Source organism: Pseudomonas sp. ZY71 (genome assembly GCF_036542145.1).
GTDB lineage: Bacteria > Pseudomonadota > Gammaproteobacteria > Pseudomonadales > Pseudomonadaceae > Aquipseudomonas > Aquipseudomonas koreensis_A.
The window spans coordinates 3,733,789-3,756,656 of record NZ_CP144274.1 but is presented as its reverse complement, the minus strand read 5'-3'; the positions used below and the strand labels follow the sequence as shown (position 1 = coordinate 3,756,656).

19 protein-coding genes are annotated in these 22,868 nt (G+C 59.2%); 6 read left to right on the top strand and 13 right to left on the bottom strand.

Going from position 1 to position 22,868, the window contains the following annotated elements; all coding sequences use genetic code 11:
* Positions 1-7 precede the first annotated feature (7 nt).
* Together sseB and VY732_RS16665 are read right to left on the bottom strand one after the other, a co-directional pair.
* Positions 8-799 carry an enhanced serine sensitivity protein SseB gene (sseB, locus tag VY732_RS16670; RefSeq protein WP_331691204.1) on the bottom strand — a complete coding sequence of 264 codons (792 nt, stop codon included), beginning with the start codon at positions 797-799 and terminating at the stop codon, positions 8-10.
* Between the two features lie 228 nt (positions 800-1,027).
* Positions 1,028-3,154 (bottom strand): TonB-dependent receptor family protein, encoded by a 2,127-nt coding sequence (locus tag VY732_RS16665; protein WP_331691203.1) that lies wholly within the window; start codon positions 3,152-3,154, stop codon positions 1,028-1,030.
* Positions 3,155-3,344: 190 nt separating this feature from the next.
* Here VY732_RS16665 and ppk2 point away from each other — a divergent pair, with 190 nt between their 5' ends.
* Positions 3,345-4,160, top strand: a complete 816-nt coding sequence (ppk2, locus tag VY732_RS16660; protein ID WP_077572611.1) for a polyphosphate kinase 2 — start codon at positions 3,345-3,347, stop codon at positions 4,158-4,160.
* Between the two features lie 372 nt (positions 4,161-4,532).
* Entirely contained in the window at positions 4,533-4,748 is a 216-nt protein-coding gene (locus VY732_RS16655) for a hypothetical protein (protein WP_077572612.1), read from the top strand.
* A gap of 5 nt (positions 4,749-4,753) precedes the next feature.
* Here VY732_RS16655 and VY732_RS16650 read toward each other — a convergent pair whose 3' ends face one another.
* Positions 4,754-7,366, bottom strand: coding sequence for a bifunctional diguanylate cyclase/phosphodiesterase (locus VY732_RS16650; RefSeq protein ID WP_331691202.1), 2,613 nt, complete (start codon positions 7,364-7,366; stop codon positions 4,754-4,756).
* Positions 7,367-7,587: 221 nt separating this feature from the next.
* Between VY732_RS16650 and VY732_RS16645 the strand changes: the two genes are divergently transcribed.
* Positions 7,588-9,786, top strand: a complete 2,199-nt coding sequence (locus VY732_RS16645; protein WP_331691201.1) for an OsmC domain/YcaO domain-containing protein — start codon at positions 7,588-7,590, stop codon at positions 9,784-9,786.
* 570 nt (positions 9,787-10,356) lie between these two features.
* Here VY732_RS16645 and VY732_RS16640 read toward each other — a convergent pair.
* The 3 genes from VY732_RS16640 to VY732_RS16630 form a co-directional block, all read right to left on the bottom strand.
* Positions 10,357-10,872 carry a PaaI family thioesterase gene (locus VY732_RS16640; protein WP_331691200.1) on the bottom strand — a complete coding sequence of 172 codons (516 nt, stop codon included), beginning with the start codon at positions 10,870-10,872 and terminating at the stop codon, positions 10,357-10,359.
* 8 nt (positions 10,873-10,880) lie between these two features.
* Positions 10,881-12,038, bottom strand: coding sequence for a GGDEF domain-containing protein (locus tag VY732_RS16635; protein WP_331691199.1), 1,158 nt, complete (start codon positions 12,036-12,038; stop codon positions 10,881-10,883).
* A gap of 147 nt (positions 12,039-12,185) precedes the next feature.
* A complete protein-coding gene (locus VY732_RS16630; RefSeq protein WP_331691198.1) occupies positions 12,186-12,434 on the bottom strand; it encodes a hypothetical protein in 249 nt (82 codons plus the stop codon).
* A gap of 171 nt (positions 12,435-12,605) precedes the next feature.
* On the opposite strand from VY732_RS16630, the gene VY732_RS16625 reads away from it, so the two are divergent.
* The 3 genes from VY732_RS16625 to VY732_RS16615 all read left to right on the top strand — a co-directional run bounded on the left by VY732_RS16625 (position 12,606) and on the right by VY732_RS16615 (position 15,193).
* Positions 12,606-13,250, top strand: a complete 645-nt coding sequence (locus tag VY732_RS16625) for an ATPase (RefSeq protein ID WP_331691197.1) — start codon at positions 12,606-12,608, stop codon at positions 13,248-13,250.
* Positions 13,251-13,336: 86 nt separating this feature from the next.
* Positions 13,337-13,678, top strand: coding sequence for a hypothetical protein (locus tag VY732_RS16620; RefSeq protein WP_077572619.1), 342 nt, complete (start codon positions 13,337-13,339; stop codon positions 13,676-13,678).
* Positions 13,679-14,551: 873 nt separating this feature from the next.
* Positions 14,552-15,193: a LysE family translocator gene (locus VY732_RS16615; RefSeq protein WP_137216874.1), complete on the top strand. Its 642-nt coding sequence runs from the start codon at positions 14,552-14,554 to the stop codon at positions 15,191-15,193.
* Here VY732_RS16615 and VY732_RS16610 read toward each other — a convergent pair.
* The 7 genes from VY732_RS16610 to VY732_RS16580 all read right to left on the bottom strand — a co-directional run bounded on the left by VY732_RS16610 (position 15,190) and on the right by VY732_RS16580 (position 22,822).
* Positions 15,190-16,383: a GAF domain-containing sensor histidine kinase gene (locus tag VY732_RS16610; RefSeq protein WP_116032593.1), complete on the bottom strand. Its 1,194-nt coding sequence runs from the start codon at positions 16,381-16,383 to the stop codon at positions 15,190-15,192. The genes VY732_RS16615 and VY732_RS16610 overlap by 4 nt on opposite strands.
* 137 nt (positions 16,384-16,520) lie before the next feature.
* Positions 16,521-18,698, bottom strand: a complete 2,178-nt coding sequence (locus VY732_RS16605) for a TonB-dependent siderophore receptor (protein ID WP_123595962.1) — start codon at positions 18,696-18,698, stop codon at positions 16,521-16,523.
* Positions 18,699-18,964: 266 nt separating this feature from the next.
* The gene (gene yghU, locus VY732_RS16600) at positions 18,965-19,804 is read right to left on the bottom strand and encodes a glutathione-dependent disulfide-bond oxidoreductase (protein ID WP_212621823.1); all 840 of its coding nucleotides are present in this window, start codon (positions 19,802-19,804) and stop codon (positions 18,965-18,967) included.
* A gap of 106 nt (positions 19,805-19,910) precedes the next feature.
* Complete coding sequence (locus VY732_RS16595; RefSeq protein ID WP_331691196.1) at positions 19,911-20,294, bottom strand: hypothetical protein; 384 nt, start codon at positions 20,292-20,294, stop codon at positions 19,911-19,913.
* A gap of 48 nt (positions 20,295-20,342) precedes the next feature.
* Positions 20,343-20,753: a GFA family protein gene (locus tag VY732_RS16590; protein WP_095049960.1), complete on the bottom strand. Its 411-nt coding sequence runs from the start codon at positions 20,751-20,753 to the stop codon at positions 20,343-20,345.
* Between the two features lie 2 nt (positions 20,754-20,755).
* On the bottom strand, positions 20,756-21,832 hold the full coding sequence (locus VY732_RS16585; protein ID WP_331691195.1) for an alpha/beta hydrolase family protein: 1,077 nt from the start codon (positions 21,830-21,832) through the stop codon (positions 20,756-20,758).
* Between the two features lie 78 nt (positions 21,833-21,910).
* The gene (locus VY732_RS16580; protein ID WP_123595954.1) at positions 21,911-22,822 is read right to left on the bottom strand and encodes a LysR family transcriptional regulator; all 912 of its coding nucleotides are present in this window, start codon (positions 22,820-22,822) and stop codon (positions 21,911-21,913) included.
* Positions 22,823-22,868 lie beyond the last annotated feature (46 nt).

The window sequence follows — 22,868 nt, the reverse complement described above, 5'->3', positions numbered from 1 at the left end:
CGTTCAATTACGCTTTACCAAACCCCAGAAAAGAACGCAGTTTATTGCCCCACTTGCGCTCATAGAACGGCGTGGTCTCCCTGAGAAAGTAATCACTCAGGCCAGCTTCACCTTGGGACACCCGGCACAAATCAACCGGCTCGCCCTGCGGCGCGGTATCTCCGGCAACATTGCCCGCCTCACGCATAACCCGCTCAATATCGCCGTCCGCCTCGATACCCACGATCAAGTGCGGTTTTTCATCTTGCGAGGTGTCATGCATCAATGCCAGAAACGCGCGCTTCACATTGGAATGTTTGGCTAGCAATTGCGCGAGCGAATGGATCATTTGGGATGGGTATTCGGCGGGCTGGCCGAGCAACACGTTGGTTTCTTTCTCGACCGTGCGTTGCGTGGCGGTCTGGCCAACGGCATCGGCGAGCAAATTGTGCACTTCCTGCGGGAAAAACTCTTTGCCGTACGGCGACTTGGGATTCAGACAGAGCAGGGCGCCCAGTGTGATTTCGAACAACGATCGGGCGGGTATCTCGAGGTAGGTCTGCTCGCTGTCGATGGACTGTTGCAGTGTTTGCAGTGACGAGAAAAACGGGATGACCGGTGTGCCGTCCGGTTTTTGCCAATGGGCGATGCTGATGTTGCTGCCGGCTTCGAGATTGACGTGGCCGTCTGCCTCACCGGCGGTGCCGAGAATGTAAACGTTTGAATTCAACAGGGTGTTGAAAAACTCGGGACGATGTGCCGGTTCGTCGGCGGCCAGTTTGAGGCTTTTTTCCAGCAGGTTTTCTGGTTGGGTATCCATGGTGTTCATCCCTGACTCGGTCTAAAACAGAGCAAAGCGTCGATCAGTTACATCGACGCTGGTTCGACTGACGCCTTCGCGGGCAAGCCCGCTCCCACAGGTTTCCGGGGCGCTCACAAAATCGCGGTACAGCGCAGATCATTGTGAAAGCTGGCTTGCCAGCGATGGCGGTGGGTCAGTCAACTTCCTCGGCACAGCCTATCCGCCATCGCCAGCAGGGGGAAGACGTCAGAGCAAACTCCACGAAACCCCGACATAAACCCCCATCCCTTCACCCGGCGTCGACCGCGCCGCATCCAGCCCCTTGTCGTCATACCCCGGTGTGACCGTTGCCGCGTAGTGTTTATTGGTCAGGTTGCGCATATCCACCCACGTCTGCCAGTCATCCTTCGGCGCGTTGTAACCCAGCGTCGCGCCAAACAGTGCGTAAGGATCGGCGTAATAACTGTTGGCGTAATCCACCGCGACTTTGGACACCAGTTGCGTATTCATCGCCGCAAAGAACCCCTGCGGCCAGTCGTAACGCAATTCGCCTTGGTAGTAGTGCATAGGCAGACCGGGCAAGCGGTTGTCACCAAAACGATCATCATCGCGATAGTGGAAATCACTGAAGGTATACGCCTGACGCAAACTCAACTGACGGCCATCATCAGCCGACCAGAGTTTGCTGTTGAGGCTGGCTTCAACGCCTTGGTGCACCGTAGGGCTGGCGTTGAGTTCGTAAGGGGTGACGGCATTGGCATCCGGCAACACCGAGAGCAGCTCATGCCGCACCTGCGCGTAATACCACGCCAGACTCCATTCGCCGACGGCACTGTCGCCGCGCCCACCCAGCTCCAGCGTAGTCGCGGTCTGGTTCTGCAGTTTGATCGGGTCTTTCTGCGTGCCGGTCGCAGCGCCGTTGCCGGTCGGAAAGCGCACGTTGGAGCTGTAGATCAGCGACCACGGATGCGGCGCCTCAACCGAGCGGCTGAGGTTGCCGAACACTTGCAGATCCGGGCTGATCTGGTAGCGCAGGCCGAGGCGCGGGGCGTAATCCCAGTCGTTCATGCTGGTTTTGCCGCCGCTCTGCGGGTAGGTCACAGCGCTTTCGCGGCGGGTGTAGATGGCGGCGAGGCCGGTGGTCAGCCAGAGGTCGTCGGCGATTTCCAGGTCGTTGCCGAAGTGCAGAACGGTGTCCGAACCCTGATAGGTGAAGTTGCGCATGCGAGTGCCGGGCACGTAGCTGGCGGTGTTGCCGGTCGGGATGCGCACAAACTCACTGGCGCCGTCGTTGGGCAGGTGTTTGGTCACGCGCAGGCCGACGTTGCTGCGGCTTTCCATGCCGAAAATCGTGTCGCGGCGTTTGTAGTCGAACGTGCCGCTGACGTCGGTGTAGGCGACCTTCAAACGGTTCGGGCCTTCGCGCAGGTCCATCGGGTAGTCGTGGTAGACGAGGCCGGTCTGAATGCTTGAATCGTCGTCGATGTAATAGGTGGTCTTGTTGCCGATGAAAGTACTGCCCGGTTGCTTGCGGCTGTCATCGCGTGCCACATAGGACGGATTGGCCGCGCGAGGCGAGTGCTCGATGGAGTGCTTGGTCACGCGGCCGGCGAGGTCGTTGTCGGTCTCGCGGTAGCGGATATAGAAGCGCGTTTCCAGGTTCGGGTTGAAGCGATAACCGAAATTGGCGATCACGCCTTTGCTTTCGCTGGCGGTGTGATCCTGATAGCCGTCGGCGTTGGAATCGGTGAGCGACACGTAGTAATCGAAGTCGCCGAGCACCTGCCCGGAACTGACCTGACGCTGCTGATAACCGTGGCTGCCGGTGGCATAACGCACCTGAAGTTTCGGTGCGTTGTAGCCGGTGTGGCTGACGTAATCGATGGCGCCACCCAGGGCCAGCGAACCGCGATCGAAGCCGTTGGCGCCGCGCAGTACTTCAACGTGATCGACCCACAGCGGCTCGAGCAATTCATACGGCGTGCCGCCCGGGCCGGTCAGTGGCAGGCCATCGAGCAGGGTGTACAGCCCCGACGCATGGGCGCCCGGCGCGCGGTTGATGCCCGAGCCACGGACCGAGATTTTCACGCCTTCGTTGCCCGCCGACTGCGCATAAACCCCAGGTTGATACGCCAGCACATCCTGATTGCTTGCCACGCGGCCCTGCAGCGGCTGACGCATGTCGACCACGTCGGTGCCGCCGGGCACCTGATCGAGGCGGGCCTTGGCTTCCTCAACAGAGACATCACTGCCGTTGCGATCCTCGGCCGAAATCAGCACTTGCCCCAGTTCCAGGCCTTGAGTCTCGGCCATCGCCGGGCAGGCTAGAGCCAGGCCGAGCAGGGCAGTGGGCAGGGATTTGGACGCGGGCATCGAGAAAACTCCAGGCAGACAAGGGCAGGGCAATGAACAGTGCGACGCAAGAAAGAACGAACGAAACACATGGCAATTTTGCTTTTTGCCCGGTCATGGCAAACGGCACGTCATGAACTAACCTCACGTGTCTGGTGTATCCCGTCAATCAACACTCTGTTTCTGCATTTATTGGAGAGAGGCCAAGGTCATGGCAAAAGGCAAAAAGAAGGCCGCCACGGCGCCTGAAAGTCTGAAACTGAAAAACAAGGATTACCTCGAGCATTTGCGCAAACTGCACGTCGAACTGGTCAAGTTGCAGGAATGGGTGATTGCCAAGGGCGTCAAGGTCTGCATCGTTTTCGAAGGACGCGACGGCGCAGGCAAGGGCGGGACCATCAAGGCGCTGACCGAGCGCGTCAGCCCGCGTGTCTTTCGCGTGGTGGCGTTGCCGGCGCCGACCGATCGCGAGAAAAGCCAGATGCACGTGCAACGTTATCTGCCTTATCTACCGGCGGCAGGCGAAGTGGTGATCTTCGATCGCAGTTGGTACAACCGCGCCGGTGTTGAGCGTGTGATGGGCTTCTGCACCGACGAGCAGGCCGACAAATTCCTCAAATCGATTCCGTGGGTCGAGCACGCCATCGTCCAGTCCGGGGTGATCCTGCTCAAGTACTGGCTGGAAGTCAGCCCCGAAGAGCAGACCCGCCGGCTTGAGGCGCGAATCAACGACGGGCGCAAGACCTGGAAACTGACACCCATGGACTTGAAGTCCTACAGCCGCTGGTACGACTACTCACGGGCACGGGACGAAATGTTCAAACACTCTGACACCGAACACGCGCCGTGGCTGGTCGCCGACTCCAACGACAAGCGCCGCGCACGGCTGAACATCATCACCGATGTGCTCAGCCGCATTCCGTATGAGGATGTGAAGCGCGACAAGGTCGAGTTGCCCAAACGGCAGAAGCCGGGCAAGTACCGGGATCCGGATTATCCGTATAAACGCGTAGCGACAAAGTTCTGACAGCTGGCCCGCACAAATCCCTGTAGGAGTGAGCCTGCTCGCGATAGCGGTGTGTCAGCCAACACATCCGTCACAGACAATCCGCTATCGCGAGCAGGCTCACTCCCACAGTATTCGGTGATCATCCGTCATGGCGGATCAGCACAAACCCTGTGGGAGCTTGCCTGCAAGCGATGGCGGTGGGTCAGCCAATATTTTCGGTGCAGACAATCCGCTTTCGCGAGCAGGCTCGCTCCCACAGGGTTTGGTGGAGTTTCCTGCATTGCTGATCAGTACTACCCCTTAGAAGTGAGTAGTCCATCCGTCGACTGCGCTGAACCATCGCGATCTCGTTTCTTTCTACCCGTGGAGTCCTTCACGAGATCATTCCCGATGTTCGATCAGCGCAAACAAGAAAAACTGGCGGCATGGCGAAAACTGGCGACGCAAGCGCAGATGCGTCTGGACCCGGAACAGCAGTACGACGAACTGCTCAAGGCCGCCGATGAAATGGAGGAGCAGGGGCTGATCACCAGCGCCGAGTGGCGGCAGTTAGTGCGCGATGCGGGCAATGTGTTTACCGCCGATTTGGGTCGTACAAACGGTTAAGTCCTTCAGGTCACGCGACCTTTCTTTGCCTTCAGCTGTGCGCCCCTGGAGTCGTGCAGCAATTGCGCAAACGCGACTTTGTCGATCGGCCGACTCATGAAGTAACCCTGCACCTCATTGCATTGATCAACGCCGAGAATATCCAATTGTTCTTCTGTCTCGACCCCTTCGGCGGTGACGGTCAGACCCATGGCTTTGCCTAACCCGATGATTGCCTGCACCACAGCGCGATCATTTGTGCCGCTGCTGATCGAGGCGATGAAGCGCTTGTCGATCTTGATCCCGTCGAAGGGATAGGCGCGCAGGTAACCGAGGGACGAGTAGCCGGTGCCGAAGTCGTCCATGTTCAGGCGCACGCCGAGTTCTTTCAGGGCATTCATGGTGGTCAGCGCGCCGTCGGTGTCGTTGAGCATCACGTTTTCGGTGATCTCCAGCTCCAGGCGACTGGCCGGAAAACGGCTTTGCACCAGCACCTCGCGAACATCCTCGACCACATCGCTGACGGCGAACTGCGCGGGCGACAGATTGACCGACAGCAGAATGTCCTCCGGCCAGCCCAACGCGGTTTCGCAGGCCTCGCGCAGTACCCAGCGCCCGAGCGGGACGATCAGGTCGGTCTGCTCTGCCAACGGGATGAACAAGTCCGGGCCAAGCAATCCCTTGGTGGGATGCTGCCAGCGCACCAACGCTTCGACCGAAACGATGTGCTTGCCATCGATCTTGTAGCGCGGCTGATAGTGCAGGATGAATTCGTTGTGCGTGAGCGCGTGACGCAAGTCATCTTCCATTTGCCGGCGCGTCTGGATCTGATCGCTCATGTGCGCTTCGAAATAACACCAAGTGTTTTTGCCTTCGGATTTGGCTTGATAGAGGGCTATGTCGGCGTAACGGATCAGGTCGCTGGGCACATAGCCGTGGTGGCGACTGAGCGAGATGCCGATGCTGGCGCCGATGTGCAGCGGATGGTGTTCGAAGACCACCGGTTGATGCAGGCTGCCGATCAGGCGGGTGCAGAATTTGTCGATTTCGTGCGGACTGTCCATACCGTTAAGCACCACGATGAATTCGTCGCCGCCCAGTCGCGCGACGATGTCGTGTTCGCGGGTGCACTCACGCAGGCGCACGGCGACTTCCTGCAGCACGGCGTCACCGGCCGGGTGGCCGAGCGAATCGTTGATCGGCTTGAAGTTATCGAGGTCGATCATCAGCAGCGCCAGCGGTGGCGCGTGCTCCTTGAGCAGCAGCGCTTCATCCAGATAACGCGCAAGCTTGTTGCGATTGGGCAGGCCTGTCAGGGCGTCGTGCATCGACAGGTGCTGGATCTGCGCATGGGCGGCGACTTCGTCGGTGATGTCGCTGGCGGTACCGCGATAGCCGATGACTGTGTGCTGCTGATAAATCGGCCGGGCCGACAGTCGACAGTGGCGTTGCTGGCCGGCGTGGTCACGGTAGGTGCAGCGTAAATCGCTGGCGCTGTTCTCCTCGGTGAGGTTTCTCAGCCACAGTTCCAGCGGCGTGGTATCGCAACTCAACAGGTGGCCGATGTCTTGCCCCAGCCACAGGGTTTGCGGGTAACCGGTCACTTCGCTGAAGCGCGCCGACAGGTAGGTCAGCGCGAGGGCGCGATCGACCTCCCAGATCCAGTCGGACGCGGCTTCGGCCACGGCGCGAAAGCGTTCTTCACTGGCTTCCAGCTCGCGGTTGGCGTTTTCCAGTGCTTGATTGGAGGTTTGCATGACGGCAAAACTCTGGTCGACGTACTGCGATGAACGCAAGGCGTGACGGAAGAAGTACGCGGTCAGCAGCATCAGCACCACAATCGTCGCGCCGAGTGGCGGCAGCAATGACCACAATAAATGTTGCCCGGGTCGCTCCAGATCAGCGACCAGGCTGTAACCGGTGCTGTCCAGCGGCACCCGAGGGCGCTGCGGGTCGATGGTCTCGTCCGGCGCCAGCGTCAGGTTGTTCAAGCCGTAACCGCTGCCAATCAGACGCAACTTGGTCGGCGTGAGTTTGTCGACGAACACCAGCACCGATGAGGTCTGCGGATCGCCAAGGGGCCGCTCATCGTTGGGAATAATCGCCGCCGCCGACACCAGCGCCGGCCAGCCTTCGAACAGTGAGTAGCGGCTGACCGGTTTGGTCAGATCACCTTGGCCCAACACTTGATCGAGTAACTCCGTGGCGCTCACCTGAACGAACGCGGACAGCTCGGCATCGACCATTTGCCCGCGCACCACCGCGTAACGGGTGCCTTCGCGGTTGAGCACGAACACGCCGTCATAGCCGTCACTGGTGAACAGGGTTTTGCCGAGGTTCTGCTCGGTGTAGGCCCAATCGGTGTCGACCTGACCGCTCAAATGCTCGTAGGCGGTGGTCCAGTAGGCGTAGCTGGTGATGTAGTTTTTCGAGGCAGTGATGCGGTTTTCCAGCGCGCGAGCCGAGTAAAAGCGGGTTTTGTTGATCTCGTCGTTGTCGAGGCGTTCGGCAATGCCGAGCAAGGCCACGGTCGCCGCAATCACGCCGCTGACAAACAGCGCTCCGACCGCGAAGGCCAGGCGGCGAGTGACGGCGCTCTGGCGCGGTGGAAGCGGGGCTGCATAGCTGGAAAGGTCCATGTGCTCGTCCTTGATCCGCTGTCTTCTGAATCTAGAACCACGGCGTGGGCGCAATGTTCAGATTGTTCTAGGCGACTGCTCTGAAAGCGTAGTGAACCCCGCGTGATTTGTCTTCCCAAGTGCAGGACGCCGATCAGCGGCCAATCCCGAAAGGGCAAGACTTCCCGCGCAAAAACCGGATAATGGCCGCCATTCGTTTAGCCGTATTCTGGTAATCCCGCATGGAAATCAAGGTCAACTTTCTCGACAACCTTCGACTTGAAGCCAAGTTCGACGACTTCACGGTGATCGCCGATCAGCCCATCCGCTACAAGGGCGATGGCTCGGCACCGGGGCCGTTCGACTACTTTCTGGCATCGTCGGCGTTGTGTGCGGCGTACTTTGTGAAGTTGTACTGCGACACGCGCAACATCCCCACGGAAAACATTCGTCTGTCGCAGAACAACATCGTCGACCCGGAAAACCGCTACAACCAGATCTTCAAGATCCAGGTCGAGTTGCCGGCGGACATCTCCGAGAAAGATCGTTTGGGCATCCTGCGTTCCATCGATCGCTGCACGGTGAAGAAGGTCGTGCAGACCGGCCCGGAATTCATCATTGAAGAAGTCGAGAACCTCGACGCCGATGCCCAGGCGCTGTTGATGCCGGTGGCCGGCTCGGACGCAGGCACCTTCATCGCCGGCAAGGACCTGCCGCTGGAGCAGACCATCGCCAACATGTCGGGGATTTTGGCCGACCTGGGCATGAAGATCGAAATCGCCTCGTGGCGCAACATCGTGCCCAACGTCTGGTCGCTGCACATCCGCGATGCGCATTCGCCAATGTGCTTCACCAACGGCAAGGGCGCGACCAAAGAGGGCGCACTGGCCTCCGCGCTGGGCGAGTTCATCGAGCGCCTGAACTGCAACTTCTTCTACAACGACCAGTTCTGGGGCGAAGAGATCGCCAACGCCGAATTCGTCCATTATCCGGACGAACAATGGTTCAAACCGGGGCCGAAAGACGAGTTGCCGAGTGAGATCCTCGACGAATACACCCTGAAGATTTACAACCGTGACGGCGAGTTGCGTGGCTCGAACCTGTTCGACACTAACTCCGGCAACACCCAGCGTGGCATCTGCTCGCTGCCGTTTGTGCGCCAGTCGGACAATGAAGTCGTGTACTTCCCGTCCAACCTGATCGAAAACCTTTACCTCAGCAACGGTATGAGCGCCGGCAACACGCTCGCCGAAGCGCAGGTGCAGTGCCTGTCGGAGATCTTCGAGCGCGCGGTCAAGCGCGAAATCCTCGAAGGCGAAATGGCCCTGCCGGACGTGCCGCAAGCAGTGCTGGAGAAATACCCGAGCATCCTCGCCGGCATCAAAGGCCTGGAAGAGCAGGGCTTCCCGGTGCTGGTCAAGGATGCGTCGCTGGGCGGTGAATTCCCGGTGATGTGCGTGACCCTGATGAACCCGCGCACGGGCGGCGTGTTCGCCTCGTTCGGCGCGCACCCGAGCCTGGAAGTGGCGCTGGAACGCAGCCTCACCGAGTTGTTGCAGGGCCGCAGTTTCGAAGGCCTCAACGATCTGCCGCAGCCGACCTTCTCCGGTCAGGCGGTCACCGAGCCGAACAACTTCGTCGAGCACTTCATCGACTCCAGCGGTGTGGTGTCGTGGCGCTTCTTCAGTGCCAAACCGGACTTCGAATTCGTCGAGTGGGACTTCTCCGGCCAGGGCGAAAACTCCAACGCCGAAGAGGCCGCGACGCTGTTCGGCATCCTCGAAGACATGGGCAAGGAAGTCTACATGGCGGTCTACGAGCACATCGGCGCCAAGGCCTGCCGGATTCTGGTGCCGGATTACTCGGAGATCTACCCGGTCGAAGACCTGATCTGGGACAACACCAACAAAGCACTGCAGTTCCGCGCCGACATCCTCAACCTGCACAACCTGAGCAAAGTCGGCCTGCGCAACCTCGCCCAAGGCCTGGAAAACAGCGAGCAGGACGATTACACCGAGATCACCACGCTGATCGGCGTCGAGTTCGACGACAACACGCCGTGGGGCAAGCTGACCATTCTCGAACTGCGCCTGCTGATCTGTCTCGCGCTGCAGAAGTACGAGCAGGCCAAAGACCTGGTCGAAGCTTTCCTGCAGTACAACGACAACACCGTCGAGCGCGGCTTGTTCTATCAAGCAGTGAACGTGGTGTTGGAGATGGAACTGGATGAAGACCTGCTGCTGGAAGACTACGAAGCCAACTTCCGCCGGATGTTTGGCGACGAGCGGATGGATGCGGCGATTGGTTCGGTGAATGGCAGCGTGCGGTTTTATGGTTTGACGCCGACGAGCATGAAGCTGGAAGGGCTGGATCGGCATTTGCGTTTGATCGAGAGCTATAAAAAGCTGCATACGGCGCGGGCGAATGTGAAGCAGGTTTAAGCCGGTTTCACATTGAGTTCGGCGGTGGATTCACCCCTCACCCCAGCCCTCTCCCCAAGGAGAGGGAGCTAATTTGTGGGCTTTTCAAAATCCTAGTTCGACTCGATATCTCAGGTCGGCGTATTTCGAACAGACGCCTCGGTCAGTCTCCTTTCCCCAAGGAGAGGGGCTGAGGTGAGGATTTTGCAAAACCCGAGTTCGACTCGATATCTCAGGTCGGCGTATTTCGAACAGACGCCTCGGTCAGTCTCCTTTCCCCAAGGAGAGGGCTGAGGTGAGGATTTTGCAAAACCCGAGTTCGGCTCGATATCTCAGGTCGGCGTATTTCGAACAGACACCTCGGTCAGTCTTTTCTCTCCAAGGAGAGGGCAGGGGTGAGGATTTTTCAAATCCAGAGTTCGACTCGATATCTCAGGTCGGCGTATTTCGAACAGACGCCTCGGTCAGTCTCCTTTCCCCAATGAGAGGGCTGAGGTGAGGATTTTTCAAATCCAGAGTTCGGCTCGATATTTCAGGTCGGCGTATTTCAACCAGACGCCTCGGTCAGTCCCCTCTCCCTCTGGGAGAGGGCTAGGGTGAGGGGCTTTGGCTTTTACGCCCATGCGCCGCATCCGCCAGTTGCCCTGTATCGACCCGCACAAACACCGAATCACCCACGGCGGTGAGGACGTCATCGGCAAACACTTCACAAATCACCCGCGTCTTCCGCCCAACCTCACCCTCGACGGTCGCCCGCAAAACCAGCGGCACGCCCATCGGTGTCGGTTTGATGAACTTGATGCCGAGGTTGCCAGTAACGCAGTCGATACGCGGCAGGCTGCCTGGTTCGCGGTTCTCCGCGCGGTAGTGGTAAGCCATCGCTGTCCAGTTGGAATGGCAGTCGACCAGCATCGCGATCAAGCCGCCGTAGACCAGGTCCGGCCAGCCGCAGTATTTGGCCTCCGGCAGGTGTTCGGCAATGACGTGCACGCCGTCTTCATGCCAATGGCTTTTGACGTGCAGGCCGTGCGGGTTGCGGCCGCCGCAGCCGTAACAGACGCCTTCGGGCGCGGCGAGGTCTTGCAGAGGAGTATCGAGGCTGGACATGGTTTTTATTATCCTGGCGTGGTGAGTCCGGTCAGGCGCAGGCGATTGCGCCCGCCGCGTTTCGATTCGTAGAGTGCCGCGTCGCCTTGCTCGATCAGTGTCGTCAGGTTGGCGGGCGGGTTGTCGAACAGGCTGGCGCCGATGCTCAGGGTCACGGCCGCGGTGGTGGGGAATGTCTGTGAAGTGGTGCTGAGAAACTGCTCGCGCAAGGCGTTGCCCAGTTCCATGACGCGCTCACTCGATGCGCTGTTTAACAGAATGACAAACTCGTCACCGCCCAGGCGCGCCGTCAGCGCATTGCGCGGCAGTAACGAGCGGATCATCTCGCTCAGGGCGATCAACAAACGATCCCCAGCGGTGTGGCCGTGCTGGTCGTTGACCAGTTTGAAATTGTCGATATCGATCAGCAGCAAGGCGCCGGGATGCTCTGGCGAAACCTGTTCGAGCAGGCGCGGCGCGCGCTTTTCGAGGGCGCGGCGGTTGTACAGGGCGGTCAGCGGATCGCGTTCGGCGAGGCGGGCGATCTGTTTTTCCCGGCGATAACGTTCGGTGCCGGTCATCGACAAAGCGATCAACATGATTGCCATCGCGCCCTCGACCAGGGAAATCTGGATGATCTCGCCACGAAACGCCGCCAGATCGATCAGCGTGCCGGGGATCACCACGGTCAGGGCTTTGGCTACATAGAAGATCCCGTGGCCGAGCAAAACGTAACGCAACTGCACCGCGCCGACGCTCAACGACTTGCCGTGGGGGCGAAGCAGTGAGCTGGCCTTGAGCGTCGCCAGCGCCACCAGCAGCGAATTGGCTGCGAGCATGACCTTGGACCACAGCGACCCGTCCGGCAGCAACAGCATGACCAGCCAAGTGACGAAGATCAGGTACCAGGCCGGCGACAGCCGTATCTGGGTAAAACGTGCCACGCCGAGCAGGAACAGGAAATGCGCGGTCACCAGCAAGCCGTTGGCGAACCAGATGCCGATCAGCAAAAAGCCGCTGCTGCGCAGCAGGGCCAGGGTGGAACCGACGGTGATGGTGGCAAAACCGGCGCTCCACAACAGTAGCGAAGGCTCACGAATGCTGCGCCATTCGATCGCCAGATACAGCGCGGCAGCGGCTGCGAGGGCGATGGAAAGGGTCAACATCGTAGGTGGGTCGAGCGGCATTTCTTGATGAGCCTGTCTGATTGGCAGTGAGACCGGCGATTGTAAGCGTTCGGGCGGTTTTTTCGCAGAGGCCTTATTGCCGCGCAGACCATTGGCAGCGGGGAGGGCGCGGTCGTTAGTCGCCCCCCTGACCACGGTGCCGATCGGTCATCGTTCTGGCGCGAGCCAGGTGTCGACGACTCGACGATCCAGCTCTTCCCAATAAGCCATTCCCAAGACACGGGTGGTGTTGAGCCCGCGCAGGTAACCGCGCAACTGATTGGCAGTGTCGGTGATGATCTGCGGGTCGGTGATGCCTTTGTCCAGCAATACGCTTTCGTACTGAACCAGATACTCGGCCACACGCTCGCGGAAATCGGGCAGAACGGCGTCACGGATCAGGTCAAACGTTCTCAAGGCGAACTCCTCATTTCATGTTTTTCTAGTTGTGGTTGAGTGTGTATCAGTCTGCACGTCGCGCAACTATTGCTAGAAGTAATAGTGACCATCAAGAAACGCAAGTTCTGCTTTGTCGGTAATCGGCGGAAAATCACTTCCATCGAACACGCAGCTCAAGGAATTTGCGCGATGAACACCCTGACCCGACTGGCTTTGATCGCCCTGCTGACAGGCGGCGCACTGTTCACAGCTCCGACTTACGCAGCCGACACCGGGTCGTGTCACTTCCAGACCATCACCGGCAGCAGCGCGACGTTGCAGCATTCGCAAACCGTGGGTGTGTTGCTCAGTGAGAACACTCTGGACAACCTGCAATACCTTGAGCGTTACCACGACATGGCGGTCAACGGCGCGAAAGATGCGCTCGACTCGCGGATTCGTAAAGCCTTTGTCAGCAGTTCCGATCCGGAGCTGGCCATCGACTGGCTGGTGAGTTCGCTGCAACAACAGTTCTTGTCGGTGACCGTTTACGACAACCTGGATGCGCTGGTGCAGGCTCATCCGGACGTGGTGGTGAAGCTCGACACGTTCAATCGGCTGCTGACCCAGCGTAACAGTCTGGTCGAAGCGCGCTTCACCGCACGCTTCTACGATGCCGACCTGCAATACATCGGCAAGGCTGAAGGCGCCGTCGAGAAACAGTTGCCTTCGGTGTGGGTGCATAACCAGGCCGCACCGGTCATCGCTGCGCAGATTGACAGGCAGCGTGACTTGCAACTCAACGCCTTGAAGCAATTCGATGTGTCGCTCAAGGCGTTGGTGGCGTCGAGCTGAACACTTAAAACATAAATGGCAACGGCGGCTCCGTGAGGCTGAACCGTTGCCGGTTGAATCGAACCTTTATTTTCAGGATGACACCGATGCGTCTTTTCTTTGTGCCTGCTCTGGCCGTTGCCTCTTTGTTGCTCGCTGGTTGTGCTTCGGCGCCGAATAACCCGAGCCTGACCTTGCAGACCAGCAAGACGCCTGCGCAGTACGCGGACTGTGTTGTGCCGAAGTTGCAGGGCAGTGCGCTGAACCCGACGGTTTCGCAGACTCAGCGCAGTTACCGGATTGTGGTGCCGAGCAAGGTTTCGGCTGACAACGTGCTGGAGGCTTACAAGGCTGGCGCTGGCGGCAAGGTGTTTATCTACGAGCGGCATTTGTTGGCTTCGAATCTTTTGCCTTCGAGTTTTGAGCGGGCTGCGCAGGATTGCATCTGATTTTGGCTTTTGTACGGATTTGACTGAGCTCCTTTGGTTGGCCGCAACCAACCAATTTTTTGCCCCGCGCCGTTTATTCGGTTGCGGGGCTTTTTTTTGGCTTGGCGGCCTTTGGGCCGACCAGGCTCTTGGGGTTTTGGGTGAATATCCGTTTTTTTGGGGGTTGCGGCTGGCGGTTTCGCTCTTACAGCGAGTCCCTTTGGCAAACGCCCCAAAGGAACCAAAGGTCTGGGCCCCGGCGTTCGGCCCTCGCCGTGGCTCGGGTTCCTTCGTTACGGGATCTATCCGGGGGCATCGCCTACGGTTTGCTTCGCTGCACCTCCTCTCGATGCATTTGGCTCCGCCAAACGGTCGCTGCGCTCCCACCCCCGGATAAATCCCTCCACTCAGCCTGCCGAAGGGGCCAGCACGGCAAGATCAAGAGCTGCAGCCGAGCTAACGCTCATCCTGTTGAGTGGTGAGTAGCGGGCGGGGGGGGCTTTGATTTGTTTCAGAATTTGAGTGCGGCTCGGTATTCCACGTCGGTGTATCTCTCGCAATCACCTCGATCAGTTCCCTCTCCCTCCGGGAGAGGGCTAGGGTGAGGGGCTTTTGATTTATTTCTGAATCTGAGTACGGCTCGGTATCTCACGTCGGCGTTCTACCAATCACCGCGATCAGCTCCCTCTCCCTGCGTGAAAAGGCCAGGGTGAGGGGCTTTTGATCTGGTTCAGTATCGAATTCAACTCGGTATTTCATCTCGGTGCATTTCACGCCATCACCTCGATCAGTTCCCTCTCCCTCCGGGAGAGGGCTAGGGTGAGGGGCTTTTGATCTGGGCTATGCGGGCGGTTGCTGTAACATGCAGCAACTTCAATCTTGCGAGCAGCGAAAATGGATTCTCACTCGATATTGACCTTCACTCTGGTCGCCGCAATTGCCATCGCCAGCCCGGGGCCGGCGACGTTGATGGCGATCAATAACAGTCTCGCGCATGGGCAGCGCAGTACGATCTGGTCGTCGCTGGGCAATGCCAGTGGTTTGTTCTGTCTGTCGGCGGCGGCGATGTTGGGGTTGGGGGCGTTGTTGGCCAGTTCCGAAATTCTGTTCAATGCGGTGAAGATCATCGGGGCCGGGTATTTGTTCTATCTCGGGGTCAAGCAGCTGTTCAAAAAGGGGCCGATGCTACCGGAGGGTGTCGAGGGAGCGGCGAGCACGGTGCGACCGACTCGCGGCAAGCTGTACAAATCGGCCTTTTTGACGGCGGTGACCAATCCCAAGGCGACGATGTTTTTCACCGCGCTGTTTCCGCAATTCATTGATCAGGGCGCTGCGCTGTTGCCGCAGTTTCTGATCCTGACTTCGATTTTCATGGCGTTGTCGGTGTCTTCACTGAGCATTTACGCGGCGCTGGCGTCCCGGGCCAAGGGCGTGTTGACCCGTCCGGCCTTGTCCCGTTGGGTCAGTCGTGTGGTCGGTTCGACCTTTATCGGTTTTGGTGCAGCGATTCTGACGATGCGTCGGCAGGCGGCTTAAACCCATTTGAATCGGGCCGGGAATCTCGCCACAAAGCAGGTTCCCGCCTCGGCAGTTGAGGTCACGCTCAAGGTGCCGTTGTGCGCTGTCGCTATCTGCGATGCGATGTAAAGTCCCAAGCCCAAACCTTCGCAACGCTGCCCGGCTTCGGCTCGGGAAAACGGTTCGAACAGCAGTGGCATCAATTGCGCTGAAATCGGCGTGCCCTGATTGGTCAGGGAAATCACGATCTCGTCATTTTCTGCATAGGCTTTGAGAACGATCGGCGCGCTGTTCGAGCCATGGGTCGCGGCGTTGCCCAGCAGATTGGAGAGCAATTGGCTGATGCGCAGCGCATCGCAATAGATGCCTGCCGGCACATCCAGCTCATGGATAAACACCGCTTGGGGATGGGAGGCTTGTACCTCGGCAAGGGTCAATTGCAGGGTGTGCTGCAAATCATCCACCAACTTGCGCTGCACCGGAATCCCGCCGCCCAGTCGTCCTCGGGCGAAGTCGAGGATGTTTTCGATCAACACACCCATGCGCACCGAGCTGGTGCGAATCGCCGAAATCAGATTGAGTGAGCGCTTTTCTTCGGTTTTGCTTTCCAGCAGGTCAGCGCTCATGCGAATGGCGCTCAGCGGTGTGCGCAAGTCGTGACCCAGGACGGCGATGAATTGCTCGCGCAGGCGCCCGAGTTCATTGGCGTTGTTCAGCTCGATTTGGGTCGCTTCCAGATGGCGTTGCGTGTCCAGGTTCATGGCGATCAATTGAGCGAACAAGGTCAGTGTTTTGGTAATGGCCGGTTCATCGATATTGGCCGGGACCGAATCGATGGCGCACAGCGTGCCGAAGAAATCGCCATTGGCTTTGACGATGGGAATGGAGATGTAGCTTTCCAGGCCATAGGTTTTCGGCGTGTGGTGAAGCGAAAAGACCGGGTGCGCACTGGCGTGCCCGAAGATCACCGGCTGCTGATGCTGGCGGATCTCGTGGCAGATGGTTGATTCAAGCACCAGTTCGCCACCGGGTTTGAGCCCGAAATCAATCGAGTCATCAACCGCGCACGCCACCCAGTTGCTTTCAGTGACTCGCGCCACCGCCGCGAAACGCATGCCGGTGAGGTGTTTGACCATGCTCAGGATGACCGGCACCGCGTCAATGCTGCGGATCGCGTCGATGTCGGGGGTAAATGCCGGATTGGTCATGGTGTGATGCTTCGTGAAGAGTTCGCTCAGAGACTATCTGTTATTGCCGAACATGACTAATGCGCAAGCCACAAAGAACAAGGGCGCCACGGATTTCCCGGGCGCCCTTTTTTATCGCAGGTTCGAACGTCAACGATTCAGAACTTGTATTTGGCGGTCAGCATGTAACTGCGCGGGTTGCCGTAGTTGTCGTTGGAACCCCAGGTAACATCGGAGCCGATGGCGGAGTAATAGACGCGGTCAAAGATATTGTTCGCGTTGACTTGCAGATCCAGGTGTTTGTTGACTTCGTACCCGGCCATCAGATCGGTGACGGCATAGCCGCCCTGTTCTAGACGGTAGCTACCGTTATTGGCCAGGGTGATGTCGTTGTACATGCGGCTCTGCCAGTAGACGTTGCCACCTACACGCAGGTGTTGCAGCGGGCCCTGGAAGCGGTACACGGTGGAGACCTTGAACAGATGCTCAGGCGTGTCGGTGTCGAAACGCTGATTGTTGTTGGCCGGGTTTTCATCCTTGATGTAGTGCGCGCGGGTGTAGGTATAGCCGGCGCCGACTTGCCAGTTGTCGGTCAGGGCGCCTTGCAGTTCCATGTCGACGCCTTGGCTACGCACCTTGCCCGATGACCCGTAGCAGGTCAGGACCGGGCAGCCGAACTGAGTGTCGGCCTGGGTGGCGCGGCCGGTCTGGTCCATCTGGAACACTGCCAGACTGGCGTTGAGGGCGCCGTTGAAGTACTCGCCCTTGATGCCCACCTCGTAGTTTTCGCCGACGATCGGTTCGAGCACCTTGCCGCCGAGGTCTTTCTGGGTTTGCGGGGTGAAGATGTCGGTATAGCTGGCGTACACCGAGTGGTGGTCGTCGAGTTTGTAGATCAGACCGGCATAGCGGGTGAGATTACGGGTGACCTTGTAGTCGCCATCGCCGGAGCGATCATCGTTGTCATACCAGTCGAGACGGCCGCCGAGAATCAGTGTCAGTGGATCGGCCAGGCTCAGGCGGGTGGTCAGGTAAACGGCGTCCTGAGTGGTGACGGTGCGGGTTTTGCCGTCACGCACGAAGTCTGGTTTTGGCGCGCCAATCGGCCAGGCCGTGGTGTACGGGTCGTATTCCTTGGTGGTCGCGTCATATACGCGGTTGCTGGCGCCGACGACCAGTTCGTGGCTGCGGCCAAACGCTTCGAACGGGCCACTGGCGAACACGTCGAGCGAGCGCTGCTTGTCGGTGTGATGGGATTGATAGGCGGTGGTTTCCAGCGGGCCGGCGTAGCGCGACAGGTAAGTCCCGGAGAACTCGCCGTCAAGGGTCGAGGACGAACCGGCGACATGCAGTTTCCAGTCGTTGTCGAAACGATGCTCGACTTCACCGAACACGGTGTCGATTTGCAGCTTGCGGTTTTCCCAGTCGGTGCCCGGGTAGGTGGAGCGGGGCAGATCGAGGTGGTGGCCGTTGGTGCCGATCGGCAGGCCGCCCCAGAAATAGTTGGTTTGCTCATTCTGCCGCGAGAAACCCAGGGTCGCGGTGGTGCTGTCGCTCAGGTCGGCTTCACCGATGGCGTAGAACAAGCCATGATCGTTTTCTTCCTTGTCGCGGAAGCTGTCAGCCCCTTGATAGGAGCTGACCACGCGGCCACGCAAGGTGCCGCTTTCGTTCAAGGGGCTGGAGGCGTCGATTTCGCCACGGTAGTCATCCCAACTGCCGGCGGCACCGGTGAGGGTCACGCGTTGATCTGCAGTCGGGCGTTTGCGCACCAGGTTGATCGCCGCCGAAGGGTTGCCGGCACCGGTGACCAGACCGGTCGCACCACGGACGATTTCGACGCGGTCGAACATCGCCAGGTTCGGTTGCACTGCCATCGAGAACGGCGAGTATGAACTCGGCAGGCCGTCGTACATGATGGTGTCGATGTCGAAACCGCGCGAGCTGTACGTCTGCCGACCCGGGCCGCTGGCCTGACTGAGGAACAACCCCGGCGTGCCTTTCACCACGTCGTTGATGCTGGTCATGTTCTGGTCGTCCATGCGTTGACGGGTGATCACCGTTACTGCCTGAGGCGTTTCGCGCATGGTCAGCGACAGCTTGGTCGCCGTCCGCATCGGGCCAGTGGTGTAGGACTGGGTGTCTTCGGTGGTGCTGCTCATCTGCGTGGCGCCGATTTCTGTCGCATCCAGTTCCAGTGTGGCCGGCGCGGTTTTTTCAGGCGTGGCGGGCGTTGTCTCGTCGGCCAGTGCCGGTGTGATGCTGGCCATGCAGATGGCGAGCGCCAACAGGTTAGGTGAACGGTTTGAGCGGCGGTAAATGGTGCGAAACGACATCAATCTGCTTCCCCAAATGATACGAAAACGAATCCAGTGCGAGTGCGTGTAGGAATTATTCGCATTAGTGTGTCAGATCATTCCGGGTGAAGAAAGCCGTACGGCTCAGTTAGTTAACGAATTTTTCACAATTGGCCGGGCGCTCTGCGTCGCGGGTTGGCGCAGGTTTCTGGTTTTTCGGGGGAGGAGAGAGGGGCGAATCGAGGCATGGCGGGCCGATCACAGAAGCGTGTGATCGGCTCGCTGATGAGGGTAATTAGGGCGTGTTATTTCAGATCTTCGGCCTGGTGCCGCTCGGGCACTTGAGTCGCTTCATCGCCCCATGTGCGATTGACGCGCTGCCCACGGATGACCGCCGGCCGCTTGGAAATGTCCTCTGCCCAGCGCTGCACATGCGTGTATTCATGAGCCGCAAGAAACTCGGCCGCCGAATAAACATTGTTGCGCACCAGTTGCCCGTACCACGGCCAGACCGCGATGTCGGCGATGGTGTAGCTGTCGCCGGCTAGATAGGCGCTTTCGGCCAAACGCCGATCCAGCACGTCCAGTTGCCGCTTGGCTTCCATGGTGAAGCGGTTGATCGGGTATTCCATTTTCTCCGGCGCATAGGCGTAGAAATGTCCGAAACCGCCGCCCAGGTACGGCGCCGAGCCCATCTGCCAGAACAGCCAGTTCAACGTTTCGGTGCGGCCGGCCGGGTCTTTCGGCAGGAAGGCGCCGAATTTCTCGGCCAGATACAGCAGGATCGAGCCGGATTCGAACACGCGGATCGGCGGCTCGACGCTGCGATCCAGCAGCGCGGGGATTTTCGAGTTCGGGTTGATCTCGACAAACCCGCTGGAGAACTGATCGCCTTCGCCAATGCGGATCAGCCATGCATCGTACTCGGCAGCGCTGTGCCCCAGCGCCAGCAGCTCTTCCAGCAGAATCGTCACTTTGACGCCGTTGGGCGTGGCCAGCGAGTACAGCTGCAATGGATGCTTGCCGACTGGCAGGGTCTTGTCATGGGTGGGGCCGGCAATCGGCCGATTGATACTGGCGAACTGGCCACCGGACGGGGCTTCGTTTTTCCAGACCTGGGGTGGAACGTACGGCGCTTTGCTCATCTAAGGGGCCTCATCTTGGCAAGTGGAAAAAATACCTCGCTGATCATAGACAGGACATCACAGAACCCGCTTCCTGTTCCAGAGCGCGATTGATCGGTCGCATCAGTCATTTCGCGCGCAGGTAGCGAACCCATTCGCTGGCCCTTCTGAGGCCATGAAAACCCAGGATCGAGACGGCGATGACCGCGATTATCGGCCCAATCACAGCCAGCCCTGTGGTCATCTGGGTGTAGGTAGCGAGGGACAGGGCAAGCACCGCATAGCCGGCGAGGTACTTCCTGTAGGCGATCAAGAGCATTGGCACCATCAGAACGACGAACAGATGAATGGCGATGGTGAGCAGGATTTGCGCGATCAATTGCACCGGCATGCTGCCCATGGATGCCTGAGCCATGGTTATTTCGGCGTCGTACAGAAACATCTGCAGCGCAATGACGATTATTGCGGCCGTTACCAGCGCAGAGACGGCCGCTATTTTCGAGCGTTTCATCTGATCTCCAAAGGGTGAAGCAACGTCTGATAAATGAATCTTTCAGCCTCAGCGCTGCGGCCATTGATCCTTGATTTCAAACCACGGTGCTTTCGACGTGACTTCGACATGCTGCTGTTTTTCCGTGGTGAACGTCGTGTCCAGCGTGCCCAGTGCGACCGAGATCCAGCCGTTGAATTCCCCTTGATTGCTTGCCCAGAACAGCGACGAGCCGCAGTGCGTGCAGAACTGGCGTTGTACCGATTCAGACGATTGATACGACTTCAACTGGTCAGCGCCCTCCAACAATTCCAGGTTCTGGCGCTGCACGCTGCCATAGCTGGCAAACGCCGCGCCGTGGCTTTTGCGGCATTGGCTGCAATGGCAATGCGAAAGCGCTTTGGGCCGTGAGCGGATCTGGTATTTCACCGCTCCGCACAGGCAGCTGCCCCGGAAGGTCTGAGGGGAGGGCGTGAGCATTGTTATCGGGGATCCTGGTAAGTGATGGCTGGTTTCAAGCGGTCAAGTGAAGGCGCCAGAAACCCGGTAATCAGGGAAATCACCTGTTGCTGGATCTCTGCGCGTGGGCGGCCGCCCTCGCCATCGGTGCAGATAATGCTGTCGCCCGGTACATCCTCGTCGAGCATGGCCACGGCGCCAGGTTTGCAGATCGCCATGAAACTGAAGTGACTGGCGTCGCTGATCTCGACGAAACGTGATGAGGTTTTTGGCAGGCGTTTGGCGAGGTCGACCGATTCCAGTTGCGCGGGCAGTTCTTTCGACGGTACGCCGGCAGCGATCACCAGAATCGGCACGGGGTAGGCCGCCAGGCTTGCATCGGTCATTCCGCGCGACAGCCCCAAGTCCAGTGACACCACGGCAGTAACGCGCTTGTCACGCCAGTCGGCGGCCAATTGAGCTTTCGCTTGCGCGGTGCTTGCAGTGTTCATTTGTTGGTAGGCGGTGCAACTGGCCAGTTGCGTGTGGACCTTGCAGTCTTTGGCAAAACGCTCGGGGTCGAAGCGCGCGCCGCCGGCTTCGAGCACGGTCCAGCCGCCGAGTGAATGGCCGACAATGGCAATTCGATCCTTGGTCACCGCGCCGAATTTTTCCGGTTGCGCCGTCACAGCATCAATGGCCCGGCTGAGGTCGACCGGGCGTTGCCACAGTTGTGCCGCCGCTTGTGGGCTGCGATCGCGGCTGGTGGTGCCGGGATGGTTGACTGCAGCGACGATGTAACCCTGATGCGCCAGCGCACTGGCCAGCCAGGTCTGGTTGATCCAGCTTCCGCCATAGCCGTGGGAAAGCACCACCAACGGATGCGCGCCGCTGGCGGCCGGGGCGTCGAGCACGGCAGGGGCGCCGACGAAGACCGGGTTGTCGCCGAACAATTGTGGCGTCGCGTCGGTGGTCGCGCTCGGGTACCAGACGACCATTTCCAGCGGGCGCTCGTTGCGCGGATCGGCCAGCGTGGCGTACTGGAAACCGACGGGTTGGGTGTCAGCTAATACGTGGCTGCTCAAGCAGATCAGTAGTAGAGCGCCGAGAGACTTTTTCATTGTTGTTATCTTCCGTGATGGGCCGTTTGGGCGAGATGGACTTTGCCCGAATTCTCGCGCTTCAGCGAGCCCTGCGTCTTAAACATTTTCCAGCGGCCATCGCGTGGCCAGATGCGCGCTCAGGTAATCGAGAAAGGCTTTGACCTTCGGCGTCATCGCCGCCCGTTCCTGTACGCAGGCGTAGATGTCCATCGGCTCGACAACGCTGTGTTCAAACAGCGGCACCAACTGCCCGCTCGCCAGATAAGGTGCCGCAACAAACTCCGCCAGTCGCGTGACCCCTGCGCCGTGAACCGCCATTTGCGCCAGCGCATCGATGTCATCACTGATGGCGGTGGCATTGATAGGGGCGTCGAAACGCTCGCCGTCGCGAGTAAACGTCCAGCGCAGAAAACGTCCGTCCAGGGGATAACGAAAAGCCAGGCAGGCATGGTTTTGCAAATCATCCGGCGATTGCGGCCACCCGGCGCGCTGAAGATAAGCCGGCGCGGCGCACATGATGAAGGGCAGCGAAACGATCTTGCGCGCGACGATGCCGTCCTCCAGTTGCGGCGTGATCCGCAGGCTCAGATCGATGCCGTCCTGAATGTGATTGATCTTGCCATTGCTGGTCGACAGTTCGATCAGCAGGCGCGGGTGCAGCGCGGCGAAACCGGCGATCAGCGCGGCCAGCACATGGCGGCCGAACGCGGAGGTCGAGGCGATGCTCAGTCGGCCCTGCAACTCGCTGTCATCGCTGCTGATCGAGCTTTGCGCGGCTTCCAGATCTGCCGCAATTCGGCGGACTTTTTCGTAATAAACCGCGCCGTTTTCGGTGAGCGCCATGCTGCGCGTGGTGCGTTGCAACAACCGCACGCCGAGGTGCGCTTCCAGCCGATTGATCGTCTGGCTCACCGCCGCCGCACTGACGCCCAGAATCTTCGCGGCGCCGACAATCGAGCCCGATTCCACCACTTTGATAAAACTGGCAATCGCCGCTAACAGGTTCATTAATGTCCCGCTGAGGGTTGATTCGTAAGTTCTGCTTTATAAAGTA

Excerpts from the sequence above, each read along its gene's own strand:
- VY732_RS16620 (WP_077572619.1), top strand. The coding sequence starts at position 13,337 with ATGCGTCTTTTCTTTGTGCCTGCTCTGGCCGTTGCCTCTTTGTTGCTC.
- VY732_RS16605 (WP_123595962.1), bottom strand. The coding sequence starts at position 18,698 with ATGTCGTTTCGCACCATTTACCGCCGCTCAAACCGTTCACCTAACCTG.
- VY732_RS16650 (WP_331691202.1), bottom strand. The coding sequence starts at position 7,366 with ATGGACCTTTCCAGCTATGCAGCCCCGCTTCCACCGCGCCAGAGCGCC.
- VY732_RS16590 (WP_095049960.1), bottom strand. The coding sequence starts at position 20,753 with ATGCTCACGCCCTCCCCTCAGACCTTCCGGGGCAGCTGCCTGTGCGGA.
- VY732_RS16580 (WP_123595954.1), bottom strand. The coding sequence starts at position 22,822 with ATGAACCTGTTAGCGGCGATTGCCAGTTTTATCAAAGTGGTGGAATCG.
- VY732_RS16595 (WP_331691196.1), bottom strand. The coding sequence starts at position 20,294 with ATGAAACGCTCGAAAATAGCGGCCGTCTCTGCGCTGGTAACGGCCGCA.
- VY732_RS16635 (WP_331691199.1), bottom strand. The coding sequence starts at position 12,038 with ATGCCGCTCGACCCACCTACGATGTTGACCCTTTCCATCGCCCTCGCA.
- VY732_RS16645 (WP_331691201.1), top strand. The coding sequence starts at position 7,588 with ATGGAAATCAAGGTCAACTTTCTCGACAACCTTCGACTTGAAGCCAAG.
- VY732_RS16625 (WP_331691197.1), top strand. The coding sequence starts at position 12,606 with ATGAACACCCTGACCCGACTGGCTTTGATCGCCCTGCTGACAGGCGGC.
- VY732_RS16585 (WP_331691195.1), bottom strand. The coding sequence starts at position 21,832 with ATGAAAAAGTCTCTCGGCGCTCTACTACTGATCTGCTTGAGCAGCCAC.
- yghU (WP_212621823.1), bottom strand. The coding sequence starts at position 19,804 with ATGAGCAAAGCGCCGTACGTTCCACCCCAGGTCTGGAAAAACGAAGCC.
- VY732_RS16640 (WP_331691200.1), bottom strand. The coding sequence starts at position 10,872 with ATGTCCAGCCTCGATACTCCTCTGCAAGACCTCGCCGCGCCCGAAGGC.
- VY732_RS16665 (WP_331691203.1), bottom strand. The coding sequence starts at position 3,154 with ATGCCCGCGTCCAAATCCCTGCCCACTGCCCTGCTCGGCCTGGCTCTA.
- VY732_RS16655 (WP_077572612.1), top strand. The coding sequence starts at position 4,533 with ATGTTCGATCAGCGCAAACAAGAAAAACTGGCGGCATGGCGAAAACTG.
- sseB (WP_331691204.1), bottom strand. The coding sequence starts at position 799 with ATGGATACCCAACCAGAAAACCTGCTGGAAAAAAGCCTCAAACTGGCC.
- ppk2 (WP_077572611.1), top strand. The coding sequence starts at position 3,345 with ATGGCAAAAGGCAAAAAGAAGGCCGCCACGGCGCCTGAAAGTCTGAAA.
- VY732_RS16610 (WP_116032593.1), bottom strand. The coding sequence starts at position 16,383 with ATGACCAATCCGGCATTTACCCCCGACATCGACGCGATCCGCAGCATT.
- VY732_RS16615 (WP_137216874.1), top strand. The coding sequence starts at position 14,552 with ATGGATTCTCACTCGATATTGACCTTCACTCTGGTCGCCGCAATTGCC.